This is a genomic window from Heliomarina sp. (assembly GCF_052826185.1).
Window position 1 is genome coordinate 288,485 of the sequence record NZ_JBRBUI010000054.1, and the last position, 15,447, is coordinate 303,931.

Consider the following 15,447-nt stretch of genomic DNA (forward strand, 5'->3'; position numbering starts at 1 on the left):
CCAGATGGGCGAGATAGGCGATATCCTGACAGCGATCTTTCTGGTGGTCGGCGGCTGCTTTGGTCTGGTGGGCTCTTTCGGACTGATTAAGCTGCGTGATCCGATGTCGAGACTACATGCCCCGACCAAGGCCACGACCCTTGGGGTAGGGGGCGTGCTGATCGCCTCGCTGATCCACTCCTTTGTGCTTGAGGGGTATGTGTCGGTGCATGAACTGCTGATCACCCTGTTCCTTTTCCTGACCGCCCCGGTGACGGCGCTGTTCCTTGCCAAGGCGCATATCCATCGCCACAGCGAGCAAGAAGTTCTGCCGCGTCCCGGCAAGGATACCTGCTGGGCGGTTCTGGACGAACGGACGTCGCGCCAGATCATTGACGAAGCCGAATACGGACAGGACGAATAGGCGCTCAGACGAACTTGCGGAAGATCCGCGTTTCGTCGAACATTTCCTCGAGCGCGCCCATCCGGTCGCGGGTTCGTTCCCATGCCGCTTCCTGCACGGCGGCGATGAGCGTTTCCGACAGCAGCATCATCGCCACGGTGGAATCCCATGCCGAAGGCGCTTCGATCCGGCAGGAGAAAGAATAGGACGCGAAGCGGCTGATCGGAGATTGCCACTGGTCGGTGACCAGAACCGTGCGAGCGCCACGTGCAGCGGCCATCTCGGCCAGTTTCAGCGTCGAATTCTCGTAACGTCGGATATCGTAGATCACCACCACATCGCCCGGTTCAATGTCGAGCAGCGCATGCGGCCATGCGTTAGAGGTGGTCGGGATATGCTGGACGCGGCCCCGGATCACCTGAAGGTGCAGGTGCAGATATTCCGACAGGGCATGGGTGATGCGGCCCCCGGCGATAAAGACCGACTGCGCCTCATCCGCCAGCAGGGCGGCGACCGCGTCGAAATCCGCCGGGTCGATATGGGCAAGGGTCTGGCGGATGTTGCCGATCACCGCGTCGGTAAAGCGGTTCAGCAGATGTTCCTGCGGCGCGGTGTTCGACCAGCTGTCGCGCTTGTCGATCGGGTTCGAGATCTGCGCTTCGAGCTCTTCGCGCAATGCGGCCTGAAATTCGGGAAAGCCGCTGTAGCCCAGCTTTTGCACCATCCGCACCACGGTGGGGGTTGAAACCTCGGCCTTTTCGGCAAGCCGCGTGATCGAACCAAGCCCCGACATGGGATAGTTTTCAAGGATGGCTCCGGCAAGCTGCCGCTCGGCACGGGTCAGCGTGTCATGCACTTTCTTCAGCCGTTGCTGGGCGGTGTCGTCCAAACCTGCGGTCCTTGCCATCCTGTCGATTTTGTAATCATAGTTTCATTGCCTGAGAGAAAGAAGAAAAAGTTTCAGAAATATCATTGACTCGGCTGCCATGGCTGGCGAAACCTTACCCACGTAAGGGGGACAGATGCCACAAGATCAGACTGCCATTGCCGCCGCGACCTTTGAGGGAGCCGCCGCGCCAGCGCCGGTTCTGCTTGTCTGTGAACATGCTTCCTGTGATTTCCCCGAAGAATTCGGCTACCTTGGTCTGAGCCAAGAGGTTCGTCGAAGCCACGTCGCCTGGGATCCGGGCGCGCTTGCGTTGTCCCGCCAGCTTGCGGCGGCGCTTCAGGCGCCATTGGTTTTCGGTCAGGTCTCACGCCTGCTTTACGATTGCAACCGCCCGCCCGAGGCGCCGGATGCGATCCCGGCCAAGAGCGAGATATATGAGATCCCCGGTAATATGGGGCTTACTGACGAGGCAAAAGCCGAGCGGGTGTCGCGCATCTATGATCCTTTCTGCGCCGCGATGGACAAGGCGCTTCAGGATGTGCAGCCCGCGCTGGTCGTGACGGTGCACAGCTTTACTCCGGTCTATTTCGGAGCACAGCGCGACGTGGAAATCGGTATCCTGCATGATGAGGATACGCGCCTTGCCGATGCGCTGCTTGAAGAGCTGGAAGGCGCGCCGCACAAGGTGGAACGCAACCAGCCCTATGGCCCGCAGGATGGTGTCACCCATTCGCTCAAGCGTCACGCGATGTCGCGCGGTATTGCCAATGTCATGCTAGAAATCCGCAACGACCTGCTGAACCGGCCCGAGCTTGTCGTGCGCATGGGCGGTTTGCTCTCCGGCGCTTTGGGCCGGGTCATGTCGCGCCCCGACGTGCGCGACTGGGGGCAGAGCTGATGCCCAAAATCCTGCTTGGCTATATCCGCTTCGTGGACGGGTTCAATCGAGGTATCGGCCGTATGGTGATGTACGGCATCTTCGTGATCATGGGCATCCTGCTCTGGTCGTCGGTGTCCAAGACGTTTTTCAACCCCTCGCTCTGGACGCTGGAAATGGCGCAGTTCGCGATGGTGGCCTATTACGTGCTGGGCGGACCCTATTCGATCCAGCTTGGTGCGAACGTGCGGATGGACCTGTTTTATGGCGAATGGACGGCCCGGCAAAAGGCGTGGGTCGATGCCTTTACCGTCTTCTTCCTGCTGTTCTTCCTCGTGATCCTTATCATGGGCGCGGTCAGTTCGACCGCCTATAGCCTTGGCTATTTCGGACAGGAACCGTTCAAGTTCTTCTGGGAGCTGCTGGTCGCCTTTGTTACCGGCGGTACGGACGGCGCGGCAGAAAAGATGGGCTATCTCGAACGCAGCCCGACCGCATGGCGACCCTATCTCTGGCCCATCAAGGTGATCATGATCTTTGGCTTTCTCTGCATGTTGCTGCAAGCGGTCTCCGAGTTTCTCAAGGACGTTGCCACCATTCGCGGGGTGACGGTCTGATGTCCTATGAAATGATCGCCATCCTCATGTTCTCGACCATGATGCTGATGCTCTTTACCGGGCAGCGCGTGTTCGGGGCCATCGGCTTTGTCGGCGTCGCGGCGGCGGTGCTGATGTGGGGGCCGGGCGGGTCGGACATTGGGTTTTCCTCGGCAATGAAGCTGATGAAGTGGTATCCGCTGCTGACCCTGCCCATGTTCATCTTCATGGGATACGTGCTGTCGGAATCCAAGATCGCCGACGACCTTTACCGCATGTTCCACGTCTGGATGGGGCCGCTACGGGGCGGGCTGGCGATCGGGACGATCCTGCTGATGGTGCTGGTGTCGGCGATGAACGGTCTGTCGGTGGCCGGCATGGCTATCGGGGCCACCATCGCGCTGCCCGAGCTGCTCAAGCGCGGCTATGACAAACGCATGGTGACTGGCGTCATTCAGGCGGGGTCGAGCCTTGGTATCCTTGTGCCGCCCTCGGTCGTTCTGGTCCTTTACGCAATGATCGCGCGGGCGCCGGTGGGGCAGCTCTGGCTGGCAGGCGCGGTGCCCGGCCTGATGATGGCCGCGATGTTCATCCTCTACGTGGTGATCCGCTGCCGTATTCAGCCCGAGCTTGGCCCGGCCATGCCCGCCGATGATCGCGATGTCAGCCGCAGCGAAAAGCTGCGCCTTCTGCGCGCGGGGCTGCTGCCGATTTGGATCTTTGCCGTCATGATGATCCCCTTCGTGAACGGCTGGACGTCTCTCGTCGAAAGCTCGGCGGTTGGGGCGCTGGCCGCTTTTCTGGCGGCGGTGTTCAAGGGGCGGATGACGCGCGAGGTGTTTGAGAATTCGGTGCGCAACACGCTGGGTATCTCCTGCATGTTCATGTGGATCATCCTTGCCGCGCTGGGCTTTGGGGCGGTGTTCGACGGGTTGGGCGCGGTGCGGGCCATCGAATCCCTGTTCACTGAACAGCTTGGCCTGTCGCCCTGGATGATCCTGATCCTGATGCAGCTCAGCTTTATCCTGATGGGCACCTTTCTGGACGACACGGCCATGCTGGTGATCGTGGCGCCGCTATATGTGCCGCTTGTTCAGGCGCTTGGCTTTGATCTGGTCTGGTATGGCGTGCTTTATACGATCACGACGCAGATCGCCTATATGACCCCGCCTTTCGGCTATAACCTGTTCCTGATGCGCGCGATGGCCCCGGCCGAGATCGGGCTGAAGGACATCTATCGGTCTATCGTGCCCTTTGTGCTGGTCATGGTGCTGGCGCTGGTGCTGGTCATGGCCTTTCCGCAGATCGCGCTGTGGCTGCCCAACTACGTATACGGAAATTAACCTCAAGAACCCCGCCAACGGGGCAATCATATCCACAAGGAGAGAGTGAAGATGACAACAAGACGTAAGTTCCTGACCACCGCCGCTGCCGCTCCGGCCGCTGCGCTGGCTGCGCCCGCGATTGCGCAAAGCAAGATCACCTGGCGTCTGCAGACCTATGCCGGTGCCGCGCTGGCCGAGCACGTGCTGGACCCGGCGATCAAGAAGTTCAACCAGATCGCCGGCGACCGGATGGAAATCGAAGTCTATTACGCCGACCAGCTTGTCCCTACGGGCGAACTGTTCCAGGCCCTGCAGCGTGGCACGATCGACGCGGTTCAGTCCGACGATGACTCCATGGCGTCGCCGACCGAAGTCACCGTTTTCGGCGGCTACTTCCCCTTCGGTTCGCGCTATTCGCTGGACGTGCCGGTGCTGTTCGAACGCTACGGTCTCGATGAGATCTGGAAGGCGGAGTACGAGAAAGTCGGCGTCAAGCATGTCAGCGCCGGGTCCTGGGACCCCTGCCACTTCGCAACCAAGGATCCGATCAACTCGCTGGCCGACCTCAAGGGCAAGCGCATCTTTACCTTCCCGACCGCTGGCCGCTTCCTCAGCCAGTTCGGCGTCGTGCCTGTCACGCTGCCGTGGGAAGACATCGAGGTTGCGGTTCAGACTGGCGAACTCGACGGTGTGGCATGGTCCGGCATCACCGAGGATTACACCGTCGGCTGGGCGGATGTGACCAACTACTTCCTGACCAACAACATCTCGGGCGCCTGGATCGGCCACTTCTTTGCCAATATGGAGCGCTGGAACGAACTGCCCGACGATCTCAAGACCCTGTTCGAAGTCTGCTGTGCGGACAGCCATTACTATCGCCAGTACTGGTACTGGGGCGGTGAGGCCGACCTGCGTGTCAACGGCACCAAGATGGAACTGACCACCATCCCCGACGAGGAATGGGAACAGGTTGAAAATGCCGCTTCGGCCTTCTGGGACGAAATCGCCGCGGAATCCGAAACCAAGGCGAAGGTTGTCGAAATCTTCAAGAAGTACAACGCCGAAATGCGCGCGGCTGGCCGTCCTTATCGCTACGGCTAAGCGCCAGGGTAATACCCCGTCTTAACGAACAGAAGTCCCGGCTAATGGCCGGGGCTTTATTGACAAGAGGATTTTGGAAATGCCCGGACAGCTGACACTTGATGAATTGCGCGCCCTGAGCCAGACGGGCGAGATCGATACCGTTCTGGTCTGCGTCATCGACATGCAGGGCCGCCTGATGGGCAAACGATTCCACGCCGCGCATTTCTGCGACAGCGCATGGGAAGAGACCCATTGCTGCAACTACCTGCTCGCCACCGATCTTGAGATGTGGACGGTGGATGGCTATGAATCGACAAGCTGGGAACGCGGTTATGGCGATTACACGATGAAGCCCGACCTCAGCACCCTGCGCCGGGTCGCGTGGCTGGAAGGCACTGCGATGGTGCTTTCGGACATCATGGATCACCACGGCCACGCGCCGATTGCCCATTCACCGCGTGCGCTGCTCAAGGCGCAGATCGCGCGGCTGGCTGACATGGGGTATTCGCCGATCACCGCGACCGAACTGGAATTTTTCATCTTCGAGCAAAGCTTTGATGCGCTGCGCAAGAACCAGTATCGCAACCTCGAACCGATCTCGGGCTATAACGAGGATTACTCGATCCTTCAGACCACCAAGGAAGAGAACGTGATGCGCACCCTGCGCAACGGGCTCTACAATTCCGCCATCCCGGTCGAAGGCTCCAAGGGCGAGGCCGAGGCCGGTCAGGAAGAACTTAACATCCGCTATGGCGGCGCGATGGAAACCGCCGATCACCACACGATTGCCAAGCACGCAGCCAAGGAAATCGGCTGGCACCAGGGGCACGCGGTCAGCTTCCTGCCTAAATGGCGACCCGACCGGGTCGGTTCGGCGGCGCATATCCACATGTCTTTGCGGGACAAGGATGGCAATTCGGTCTTTTACGACAAGGATGCTGATCTGGGTATGTCGGAACTGGCGCGGCACTTCCTTGGCGGTCTGCTGGCCTATGCGGGCGATGTGACGTGGTTCCTTGCGCCCTATGTCAACAGCTACAAACGCTTTCAAAAAGGCAGTTTTGCCCCGACGCGGCGGGTCTGGTCCGTCGACAACCGCACCGCTGCCTTCCGCCTTTGCGGCGACAGTTCACCCGCCGTGCGGATCGAATGCCGGGTGCCGGGATCGGACATGAACCCCTATCTGGCAATGGCCGCGTTGTTTGCGGCAGGCATTCGCGGAATCGAGGAAAAGCTCGATCCGGGTGAGCCGCTGACCGGCGACGCCTATGAAGGCAAGGCCGAGGAAATCCCGACTTCGCTGATCGCGGCGACGATGGCGATGGCCGGTTCGTCCATGCTCAAGGAAGCGTTTGGCGAAGAGGTGATCCGACACTATACGCGGGCTGCGGAATGGGAGCAGGAAAGCTTTGATTCTGCGGTGACCGATTGGGAAATCGCGCGCGGGTTCGAAAGGGCCTGATCCGATGATAACGCAGATTGACCATCTCGTGCTGACGGTGCGGGATATCGAAACGTCGGTTGCATTTTATGAAACGGTGCTTGGTATGAGGGTCCAAACCTTTGCACAGGGGCGTAAAGCCCTGCATTTCGGCAATCAGAAAATCAACCTTCAAACACTTGGTCAGGAAACACGAAACCATGCCTGCATCGGTTCGGGGGATGTCTGCCTGATTACGGATTGGGCTGCGGAGAAGCTGCTTGAACATCTCGCCCGGCATGACGTAGCGGTCCTGGAAGGACCGGTTACCAAGACCGGGGCGCGCGGTCCGATCACCTCGGTCTATTTCAACGATCCTGACGGCAACCTTATAGAGGTCAGTAGCTATGACTAGTACCATCAAATGTATCTCGCCCATCGACGGGTCGGTCTATGCCGAACGCGCGGTCCTTTCCGGCGCTGACGCGCAAAACGGCGTTGCCCGAGCGCGGCGCGCCCAAAAGGACTGGGCGGCGCGCCCGATCCAGGAGCGCATCGACCTCGTGATGAAAGGTGTCGCCCGCATTGGCGAGATGAATGACGAGATTGTGCCGGAACTGGCTCATATGATGGGACGCCCCGTGCGCTACGGCGGCGAATTCGGTGGTTTCAACGAACGTGCCTCCTACATGGCCGAGATCGCCGAGAAGGGCCTCGCTCCGATCGAGATCGAGGACAGCGCCGCTTTCCGCCGCCTGATCAAACGCGAACCGCATGGTGTAGTGCTGATCATCGCGCCGTGGAACTATCCCTATATGACAGCGATCAACGGCGTCGCCCCCGCGCTGATCGCGGGCAACACCGTGTTGTTGAAACACGCGACCCAGACGCTGCTGGTTGGCGAACGCATGGCGCGGGCGTTCCACGAGGCGGGCGTGCCCGAGGACGTGTTCCAGAACGTATTCCTTGACCATTCAACTACCTCAGACCTGATCGCGGCGAAATCCTTTGGCTTCGTCAACTTCACCGGCTCGGTCGGGGCAGGGCAGACAATCGAACGCGCGGCGGCTGGCACCTTTACCGGCGTCGGGCTTGAGCTTGGCGGCAAGGATCCCGGCTATGTCATGGAAGACGCCGATGTGCAGGCGGCGGTCGATACGCTGATCGACGGGGCCATGTTCAACTCGGGCCAGTGCTGCTGTGGCATCGAACGGATCTATGTGCATGAAAACCTGTTCGATGATTTCCTCGGCCGCGCGCTTGAAATTGTGAATGGCTATACGCTTGGCAACCCGCTTGAAAAGACAACTGACATCGGTCCGATGGCGCACGTGCGCTTTGCCGAACTGGTGCGCGCCCAGACCGAGGAGGCGATCAAGGCCGGGGCCAAGGCGCATATCGAAACCATGGCCGGTGACGATGGCGGCGCCTACCTGACCCCGCAGATCCTCACCAATGTGGATCATTCCATGCGGGTGATGCGCGAAGAAAGCTTTGGCCCGGTCGTCGGCATCATGCCGGTCAAATCCGATGCCGAGGCGCTTGAATTGATGAACGATAGCGAGTTTGGCCTCACCGCCTCGCTCTGGACGCAGGACGTGGAACGCGCCGAGGCGCTGGGCGCAGAGCTCGAAACCGGCACCGTTTTCATGAACCGCGCCGATTACCTTGACCCGGCGCTTTGCTGGACCGGTTGCAAGAGCACCGGCAAGGGCGGATCGCTCTCCGAAATTGGCTATCACAACCTGACCCGACCCAAATCCTACCATCTGAAAAAGGTGACGAAATGAACCTGACCGGTAACTGGTCCTATCCGACCGCAATCAAGTTTGGCGCGGGGCGCATCGCGGAACTGGCCGAAGCCTGTGTCGCCTGCGGGATGAACAAGCCGCTGTTGGTGACAGACAAGGGGCTTGCCTCCCTGCCGATCACCCTTCAGGCGCTCGACATCCTTGAAGGGGCGGGGCTGGGCCGCGCGATCTTCTCCGAGGTCGATCCCAATCCGAATGAAATCAACCTCGCCGCCGGGCTCAAGGTCTATCGTGACGGCGATCACGACGGGGTCATCGCTTTTGGCGGCGGCTCGGGTCTCGATCTGGGCAAGATGGTGGCTTTCATGTCCGGCCAGTCGCGCCCGGTCTGGGATTTCGAGGATATCGGCGACTGGTGGACCCGCGCCGATCCGGCTGGGATCGCACCGATCATCGCCGTGCCGACCACGGCGGGCACCGGTTCCGAAGTGGGCCGCGCCAGCGTCATCACTAACTCCGAAACCCATGTGAAAAAGATCATCTTCCACCCCAAGGTGCTGCCGCAGGTCGTGATCTGCGACCCGGAATTGACCGTGGGCATGCCCAAGATGATCACGGCAGGCACCGGTATGGACGCTTTCGCCCATTGTCTCGAAGCTTTCTGCTCGCCCCATTACCACCCGATGAGCCAGGGCATCGCGCTGGAAGGTCTGCGTCTGGTGAATGAATACCTGCCACGCGCCTTTGCGGATGGTTCTGACCTTGAGGCACGCGCGCATATGATGAGCGCGGCAGCCATGGGCGCGACGGCCTTTCAAAAGGGCCTTGGCGCGATCCATGCGCTGAGCCACCCGATTGGCGCGGTCTATAACACGCACCACGGCACGACCAACGCGGTGGTGATGCCTGCGGTGCTTGATTTTAACCGCCCCGAGGTCGAATCGCGCTTGGCACAAGCAGCGGCTTATATGGGCATCTCTGGCGGCTACACCGGTTTTTACGACCGCGTCATGGCGCTGCGCGAAGAACTGGGCATTCCGAACAGCTTGCGCGATCTCGGCGTCGGCGACGACCGTCTTGAGGAACTCACCGCGATGGCGCTTGAAGATCCGAGTGTCGGCGGAAATCCGGTCAAGATGACCTCCGAGAACACGCTGGCGCTTTTCCAGGCCGCTCTCTGAGGCGACATCAGGTGATCAATCGAAGGGCGTCCGTCACAGGGCGCCCTTTTTGATTTCCGGACGGGACGTCCGCACAGGACGCTGCTTTCAGGTAACATTCCGGTCCCGTCTTCCCTTGCCATTCCGGCTGCGGGCGACCACTCTCTGCCCCGACTAGGGGAGAAGTACATGTTCATCGTTCACCACCTGAACAATTCCAGATCCCAGCGAATCCTGTGGCTGCTGGAAGAGCTGGAAATCGAGTATCAACTGCGCCGCTACGAACGCGACCCGGTGACGAATCTCGCGCCGTCCGAGCTGGCCTCGGTTCATCCGCTGGGGAAATCGCCGGTGCTGGAAGAGAACGGGCGCAAAATCGCCGAAAGCGGAGCCATCGTCGAATATGTCTGCAACCAGTTTGGCCGGCACCTGTTGCCGCGCAAGGGCAGCGACGAAGCGATCACCCATATGGAGCTGATGCATTTTGCCGAAGGCTCTGCGATGACGCCGATCCTGCTGCAACTGTATACCGGCAGGTTGGGTTCGGCAGGCGAACCGCTCAAACCGCGCATCGAGCAGCAGCTCGACAGCCATTTCCAGTACATGGAACACATGCTGCGCCCCTCGGGCCATTTCGTGCTCGATGACCTTTCAGCCGCCGATATTATGCTGAGCTTCCCTGCGGAGATTGCCGTGAAACAGGATGGCGGCAAACGCTACCCGAAACTCGCCGCCTTTGTTCAGGCCGTGCACGAACGCCCCGCATGGCAGCGCGCGCTTGAGCGGGGCGGCACCTATCGGTTTGCTTGACGGTCGGATTGTCCGACCAGGTGACTTGTGTTTCCAAAGGCTTGCCCTAAGGTCACGCGAAAGTGGAATTCAAAACCGAATAGCGAAAAATGATCGACATAACTCCTCCGATGCCAGAAACGCCGCCGAAACTGACGGTGGTGGACATGGTACGTGCCAGCGCCCGAAAGAACCCTGACCAAGAGGCGCTGATCTGCGGCGACGAACGGCTGAACTGGGGCGATTTCGAGACGCGCATCAACCGGGTCGCGAATGCGCTGATCGCGCGTGGCGTCGGGAAGGGCGACAATGTTGCCGTGCTCTCCCCGAATTCCATCGCCTATGCCGAGCTGTTCATGGGGATCATCCGGGCGGGCGCCTGTATCACGCCGCTTTCGACGATGGCATCGCCTGACGCTCTGGAAAAGATGCTGGCCGATTGCGGGGCGCGGATGCTCTTTCTCGCCAACCAGTACCGCGATCTTGCCGCGCCCTTCCTTGACCGGCTGAGTGCCGAGAAGGTCGCAATCGATTTCGATGCCTCGGGCTTTGCCGATTACGAGGATATGCTGGAAAAGGCCCCGGTCACCGATCCGATGATACCGATCGAGATGACCGATGCGGTGAACCTGATCTATTCCTCGGGGACGACAGGCACGCCCAAGGGCATCCTCCATAACCACTGGATGCGGGCGGCGCAGATGGACCGCGTCAGCGCCAATGGCTACGACCAGAACGCGCGCACGCTGCTGTCGACGCCGCTCTATTCCAACACGACCATCGTGGCGTTCCTGCCGACGCTGGTGGGCGGCTCGACCGTGGTCCTGATGCCGAAATTCGACGCGCGTGGCTACCTTGAGCTGGTCGCAAGGGAAAAGATCACGCATACGATGCTGGTCCCCGTCCAGTACAAACGCATCATGGATGTTCCTGATTTCGATGATTTCGACCTTTCCACAATGAGGGTGAAATTCTCGACCTCGGCCCCGCTGCGGGCAGATGTAAAAGCCGACGTGCTGAAACGCTTTCCAGGCAAGCTCTGCGAATATTACGGGCTGACCGAGGGTGGTGGCGTGACGGTTCTCATCGCCGATGAGACGCCGGACAAGCTGCATACAGTGGGCAAGCCCGCGCCGAACTGCGTGATCAAGCTGATCGATACCGAAGGACGCGAAGTCGCGCCCGGGCAGGTGGGTGAAATCTGCGGCCGGTCGCCGACCATGATGGCCGGGTATTACGGGCGCGAGGACCTGACCGAAGATTACATCTGGCGCGACGCGGCGGGCGATATTTATTTCCGCTCCGGCGACATGGGCAGCTTTGATGAGGACGGCTTTCTGGTCCTGTCCGACCGCAAGAAGGACATGATCATTTCCGGCGGGCTGAATATTTATGCCAATGATCTGGAACTTGTCCTGTTGAACGATCCGGATGTGATCGACGCGGCGGTGATCGGAATCCCGTCCGAGGCATGGGGCGAAACGCCTCTTGGGCTGGTGGTCCTGCGAAACGGCGCGAAGCGCAGCGCAGAAGAGATCTGCAAAGCCGCGAATGACAATCTCGGCAAGAGCCAGCGGCTGTCAGCCGTCGAGATCCGCGAGGAACTGCCGCGCAGCTCGATCGGGAAAATCCTCAAGAAAGACCTGCGCGTTCCCTACTGGGAATCAGCATGACCGATCTGCCCGTTTTCGGTGTTCTCGGCGGCGGTCTGATCGGGATGAGCTGGGCAAGCCTGTTCCTTGCCCATGGCGCCAAGGTGATCGTTGTCGATCCGCGCAACGAAGCGGCGGCTGAACTCTCTACCTTTCTGGCCGAGGCATGGCCCAATCTGCGGGCGCTTGGGCTGACCGAGACGGATACATGGGGGCCGGTGATCGTTTCTCCAGACATCAGCGCCTTGGGTGAAGCAGAATTCATTCAGGAAAACGCGCCGGACCGGATCGCGGTTAAAAAGGATCTCGTCGCCGAACTGGAAAAACACATCGGGCCCGAGGTGATCATCGCGTCGAGCACCTCTTCGCTGAAGGCCAGCGATATTCAGGCAGGCGCGCAGCATCCCGGACGTATCCTTGTTGCCCACCCGATGAACCCGCCACACATGGTGCCCATGGTCGAACTTGTCGCCGGTCAGGCGACCTCTCCCGCCGTGGTTGACCGCGCCGAAGCGATCTATCGCGCGCTGAACCGCGTGCCGATCCGCGTCAAGAAAGAGGTGGCGGGCCATCTTGCCAATCGTCTGACCTCGGCGCTTTACCGCGAAGCGGTGCATATGGTTGCCGAAGGCATCGCGGATGTCGAAGATATCGACAAGGCAATCGCTTATGGGCCGGGAATGCGCTGGGCGCTGATGGGGCCGCATCTTCTCTATCATCTCGGTGGCGGGGCGGGGGGCTATCGCCATTACCTTGAACATCTCGGACCCACGCAAGAGGTCCGCTGGGGCGAGCTTGGCCAAAGCGCGCTGACGCCTGAATTGCAGGAAAAACTGATCGCCGGGGTCGAAAGGGAACTGGCCGGGCAGGACCGCGACACGCTGGTCCACCGGCGCGATGCAGCGCTGGTCGCGCTGGCAGGGATAAAGCGGGATCACGGATTGTGATCTGCGCAGCATATTGAACTTGAAAGGAAAAGAAATGAACGGAGCCGAAAGCCTTGTGCGAAGTCTGGTGGATAGCGGAGTAGATACCTGCTTTACCAACCCCGGCACCTCCGAGATGCACTTTGTGGCCGCGCTTGACCATGTGGCGGGGATGCGCTCGGTGCTGGCGCTCTTTGAAGGCGTTGCGACAGGGGCCGCCGATGGCTATTACCGGATGGCGCGGAAACCGGCCTGTACGCTGCTGCACCTCGGGCCGGGTCTGGCCAATGGCATCGCCAACCTGCACAACACGAAAAAGGCGAACTCCTCCGTTGTGAACATCGTCGGCGAACATGCCGAAACGCACCGCAAGCTCGATGCGCCGCTGATGTCTGATATTCAGGGGCTGGCGCGTCCGGTGTCGCATTGGGTTCATACCTCCGAGCGCGCCGAGGACGTGGGCAAGGCCGGGGCCGATGCGGTTCAGGCGGCGCGGACCGGGGCCGGGCAGATCGCGACTCTGATCCTGCCGAGCGATACCGCGTGGAACGAGGGTGGCGAGGTGCATGTTGCCGGTGAACCGCCGGCGCGAGACCCGATGGACCCGGCCATGCTCGAAAAGGCCGCAAAGGCGCTGGATGGCGAGGATACGCTGCTCTTGCTGGGTGGCGAGGCGCTGAGCGCGGAGAACCTCGAACTGGCGGGCAAGATCGCGGTGAAAACCGGCTGCAAGCTTTTGTCGGAATGGTCGAACCAGCGGCTTGAACGCGGCGCGGGGAGGGTTGTTATCAACCGCGTGCCTTATCCCATCGACATCGCGCTCAAAGAACTCGAGCCGTATAAAAAGGTTGTTCTCGTTGGCGCACGGGCGCCCATCGGCTTCTTCGCCTATCCCGGCAAGCCTGCCGTCTTGACCCGTGAAGGCTGTGAGATTGTCGAACTGGCCGGGGCCAGCGGTGATCTCGACGCGGTGCTCGACGCGCTGGTGAGCGCGACCGGCGCAGACGGTTGCGAACCGGTTCTTGCCGAGCGCAAGGAAGTCGACATGCCGACCGGCAAGAACAACCCGGACACCATCGCGCAGGCGCTGGCCGCCACGATCCCGCAAGACGCTATCGTCGTCGATGAATCCCTGACCACGGGCCGCGCGTTTTTCCCGGATACCGCAGGGACACCGCCGCACACATGGATCAACAATTGCGGCGGTTCCATTGGCTATAGCCTGCCGGTATCCATCGGCTGCGCGGTGGCTTGCCCGGATCGTAAGGTTATGGCTTTGGTCGGGGACGGCAGCGCCATGTACACGGTGCAGTCGCTCTGGACAATGGCGCGCGAAGAGCTCGATATCACCGTGCTGATCATGTCGAACGGCAGCTACCAGATCCTGCGCGGCGAACTGACAAATGTCGGCGTCCAGAACCCCGGTCCGCGGGCGGTGGACATGCTCTCTCTCGACCGTCCTGCACTTGACTGGGTGTCGATGGCCAAGGGCATGGGGGTCGACGGCGTGCGGGTCGAACAGGCCGATGACCTGACCCGCGCCATCGAACACGGGCTGGAAACCAAGGGTCCGTACCTGATCGAAGTCGTGATCTAATCGGCGCTGGGTACCGAAACCACGGACATGCGCCCTCTGCGGCGCGCGTCCTGACCGGATGAATGACGCGGCCGGTGAACAACCACGTGCGGGTTGCCGGCCGCTATCTCTGTCCGGGTTCTGCGCGAAAACGGCGGATCCATTCCCGGCTAGTCTCATCTGATAACCTGCCGACACCGGGATCAGCCGGGACAAAGACATCCTCGTCAAATCCCAGTTCCTGTATGATCCGGTTGATTATTTGCGACGGATTTGCCGACAAGGTCTCATACTCGATCATCAGCGGCGCGATATTTTCCGCTTTGAACCAGTCAAGCCAAGCGGTGTCGAAAGCGGTCAACGTGTCCAGTTTGGCGGCAATCCGGTCGAAATCGTATCTGGGCGGCTGCGGCGGCGCGAGCCTCTCCAGCTCTTTTCCATCCGACGCGATGTGCCACAGGCCGGTCTGTTCTGCCTTTACCATGGACACGGCCTGGGCAAGTTTATCGCCGCGCAGCAGATGAATGCAGAGCGTTCTGCCGAATGCCGCCTGTAGGCGTGATTTGTCATCGGGAAGGCCCGGGTAGGCCGCGTCGATCATCGCCCTCAGATCGCCGAGATTTTCACGCATGAGACGCAGGCCGAATATCCTGGTCTGCGCTTTGCCAGAGGCTATCGCTGCTTTCAGGAAGGCGGCGCAATACGCCTGATGCGTCATCCCCTCACGCCTGGGAAGGCCCCATTCGCTGGCCCAGACCGCGTCGACATCGCGCATAAAAAACGAATCCGGATCACCCGCGATGCCGGTTGCGGCAAGCAGGTTACAGAGCATCGTGCTGCCGGTCCGTGGCGTGCCGCAGATGATATAGCTGTCGTATTGCAATGGTTTAGTCATGTTTCGATCCCGGAAGGAGGTGCGGCGACGCTAGAAACATGGCCCGATCCTGTCCACTTGAAACATGTCGCAGCAGGGATCGATGGACCTCGTGTTCTCAAAAGAAAATGGCCGCGCCCGTGGGTG

15 protein-coding genes are annotated in these 15,447 nt (G+C 60.5%); 13 read left to right on the top strand and 2 right to left on the bottom strand.

Annotated features, from left to right (window positions below):
• Positions 1 to 4: 4 nt before the first annotated feature.
• Positions 5 to 403: a Na+/H+ antiporter subunit G gene (locus tag ACU0FH_RS19580; RefSeq protein ID WP_446196410.1), complete on the top strand. Its 399-nt coding sequence runs from the start codon at positions 5 to 7 to the stop codon at positions 401 to 403.
• A 4-nt stretch (positions 404 to 407) separates the two neighbouring features.
• On the opposite strand, the gene ACU0FH_RS19585 is transcribed toward ACU0FH_RS19580, so the two are convergent.
• Positions 408 to 1,271 carry a MurR/RpiR family transcriptional regulator gene (locus ACU0FH_RS19585; protein ID WP_446196411.1) on the bottom strand — a complete coding sequence of 288 codons (864 nt, stop codon included), beginning with the start codon at positions 1,269 to 1,271 and terminating at the stop codon, positions 408 to 410.
• 133 nt (positions 1,272 to 1,404) lie between these two features.
• Between ACU0FH_RS19585 and ACU0FH_RS19590 the strand changes: the two genes are divergently transcribed.
• From ACU0FH_RS19590 to ACU0FH_RS19645, 12 genes are all read left to right on the top strand, one after another.
• On the top strand, positions 1,405 to 2,169 hold the full coding sequence (locus ACU0FH_RS19590) for an N-formylglutamate amidohydrolase (protein WP_446196412.1): 765 nt from the start codon (positions 1,405 to 1,407) through the stop codon (positions 2,167 to 2,169).
• Positions 2,169 to 2,765: a TRAP transporter small permease subunit gene (locus tag ACU0FH_RS19595; protein WP_446196413.1), complete on the top strand. Its 597-nt coding sequence runs from the start codon at positions 2,169 to 2,171 to the stop codon at positions 2,763 to 2,765. The genes ACU0FH_RS19590 and ACU0FH_RS19595 overlap by 1 nt, the downstream gene beginning before the upstream one ends.
• Positions 2,765 to 4,087 (top strand): TRAP transporter large permease, encoded by a 1,323-nt coding sequence (locus tag ACU0FH_RS19600; RefSeq protein ID WP_446196414.1) that lies wholly within the window; start codon positions 2,765 to 2,767, stop codon positions 4,085 to 4,087. The genes ACU0FH_RS19595 and ACU0FH_RS19600 overlap by 1 nt, the downstream gene beginning before the upstream one ends.
• A gap of 51 nt (positions 4,088 to 4,138) precedes the next feature.
• Complete coding sequence (locus ACU0FH_RS19605; protein ID WP_446196415.1) at positions 4,139 to 5,170, top strand: TRAP transporter substrate-binding protein; 1,032 nt, start codon at positions 4,139 to 4,141, stop codon at positions 5,168 to 5,170.
• A gap of 79 nt (positions 5,171 to 5,249) precedes the next feature.
• Positions 5,250 to 6,614: a glutamine synthetase family protein gene (locus ACU0FH_RS19610; protein WP_446196416.1), complete on the top strand. Its 1,365-nt coding sequence runs from the start codon at positions 5,250 to 5,252 to the stop codon at positions 6,612 to 6,614.
• Positions 6,615 to 6,618: 4 nt separating this feature from the next.
• On the top strand, positions 6,619 to 6,987 hold the full coding sequence (locus ACU0FH_RS19615; RefSeq protein WP_446196417.1) for a VOC family protein: 369 nt from the start codon (positions 6,619 to 6,621) through the stop codon (positions 6,985 to 6,987).
• Positions 6,980 to 8,362, top strand: a complete 1,383-nt coding sequence (locus tag ACU0FH_RS19620; RefSeq protein WP_446196418.1) for an aldehyde dehydrogenase family protein — start codon at positions 6,980 to 6,982, stop codon at positions 8,360 to 8,362. Before ACU0FH_RS19615 ends, ACU0FH_RS19620 begins: the two co-directional genes overlap by 8 nt.
• A complete protein-coding gene (locus ACU0FH_RS19625) occupies positions 8,359 to 9,504 on the top strand; it encodes an iron-containing alcohol dehydrogenase (protein WP_446196419.1) in 1,146 nt (381 codons plus the stop codon). The genes ACU0FH_RS19620 and ACU0FH_RS19625 overlap by 4 nt, the downstream gene beginning before the upstream one ends.
• A 168-nt stretch (positions 9,505 to 9,672) precedes the next feature.
• Positions 9,673 to 10,293 carry a glutathione S-transferase family protein gene (locus ACU0FH_RS19630; RefSeq protein WP_446196420.1) on the top strand — a complete coding sequence of 207 codons (621 nt, stop codon included), beginning with the start codon at positions 9,673 to 9,675 and terminating at the stop codon, positions 10,291 to 10,293.
• A gap of 89 nt (positions 10,294 to 10,382) precedes the next feature.
• On the top strand, positions 10,383 to 11,945 hold the full coding sequence (locus ACU0FH_RS19635; protein WP_446196421.1) for a class I adenylate-forming enzyme family protein: 1,563 nt from the start codon (positions 10,383 to 10,385) through the stop codon (positions 11,943 to 11,945).
• Complete coding sequence (locus ACU0FH_RS19640; protein WP_446196422.1) at positions 11,942 to 12,871, top strand: 3-hydroxyacyl-CoA dehydrogenase NAD-binding domain-containing protein; 930 nt, start codon at positions 11,942 to 11,944, stop codon at positions 12,869 to 12,871. The genes ACU0FH_RS19635 and ACU0FH_RS19640 overlap by 4 nt, the downstream gene beginning before the upstream one ends.
• A gap of 34 nt (positions 12,872 to 12,905) precedes the next feature.
• Positions 12,906 to 14,447: an acetolactate synthase large subunit gene (locus tag ACU0FH_RS19645; protein WP_446196423.1), complete on the top strand. Its 1,542-nt coding sequence runs from the start codon at positions 12,906 to 12,908 to the stop codon at positions 14,445 to 14,447.
• Between the two features lie 103 nt (positions 14,448 to 14,550).
• On the opposite strand, the gene ACU0FH_RS19650 is transcribed toward ACU0FH_RS19645, so the two are convergent.
• Positions 14,551 to 15,321, bottom strand: a complete 771-nt coding sequence (locus ACU0FH_RS19650) for a Stf0 family sulfotransferase (RefSeq protein WP_446196424.1) — start codon at positions 15,319 to 15,321, stop codon at positions 14,551 to 14,553.
• Between the last annotated feature and the right edge of the window lie 126 nt (positions 15,322 to 15,447).

Excerpts from the sequence above, each read along its gene's own strand:
- ACU0FH_RS19625 (WP_446196419.1), top strand. The coding sequence starts at position 8,359 with ATGAACCTGACCGGTAACTGGTCCTATCCGACCGCAATCAAGTTTGGC.
- ACU0FH_RS19620 (WP_446196418.1), top strand. The coding sequence starts at position 6,980 with ATGACTAGTACCATCAAATGTATCTCGCCCATCGACGGGTCGGTCTAT.
- ACU0FH_RS19580 (WP_446196410.1), top strand. The coding sequence starts at position 5 with ATGGGCGAGATAGGCGATATCCTGACAGCGATCTTTCTGGTGGTCGGC.
- ACU0FH_RS19595 (WP_446196413.1), top strand. The coding sequence starts at position 2,169 with ATGCCCAAAATCCTGCTTGGCTATATCCGCTTCGTGGACGGGTTCAAT.
- ACU0FH_RS19650 (WP_446196424.1), bottom strand. The coding sequence starts at position 15,321 with ATGACTAAACCATTGCAATACGACAGCTATATCATCTGCGGCACGCCA.
- ACU0FH_RS19600 (WP_446196414.1), top strand. The coding sequence starts at position 2,765 with ATGTCCTATGAAATGATCGCCATCCTCATGTTCTCGACCATGATGCTG.
- ACU0FH_RS19590 (WP_446196412.1), top strand. The coding sequence starts at position 1,405 with ATGCCACAAGATCAGACTGCCATTGCCGCCGCGACCTTTGAGGGAGCC.
- ACU0FH_RS19645 (WP_446196423.1), top strand. The coding sequence starts at position 12,906 with ATGAACGGAGCCGAAAGCCTTGTGCGAAGTCTGGTGGATAGCGGAGTA.
- ACU0FH_RS19605 (WP_446196415.1), top strand. The coding sequence starts at position 4,139 with ATGACAACAAGACGTAAGTTCCTGACCACCGCCGCTGCCGCTCCGGCC.
- ACU0FH_RS19615 (WP_446196417.1), top strand. The coding sequence starts at position 6,619 with ATGATAACGCAGATTGACCATCTCGTGCTGACGGTGCGGGATATCGAA.
- ACU0FH_RS19635 (WP_446196421.1), top strand. The coding sequence starts at position 10,383 with ATGATCGACATAACTCCTCCGATGCCAGAAACGCCGCCGAAACTGACG.
- ACU0FH_RS19630 (WP_446196420.1), top strand. The coding sequence starts at position 9,673 with ATGTTCATCGTTCACCACCTGAACAATTCCAGATCCCAGCGAATCCTG.
- ACU0FH_RS19640 (WP_446196422.1), top strand. The coding sequence starts at position 11,942 with ATGACCGATCTGCCCGTTTTCGGTGTTCTCGGCGGCGGTCTGATCGGG.
- ACU0FH_RS19610 (WP_446196416.1), top strand. The coding sequence starts at position 5,250 with ATGCCCGGACAGCTGACACTTGATGAATTGCGCGCCCTGAGCCAGACG.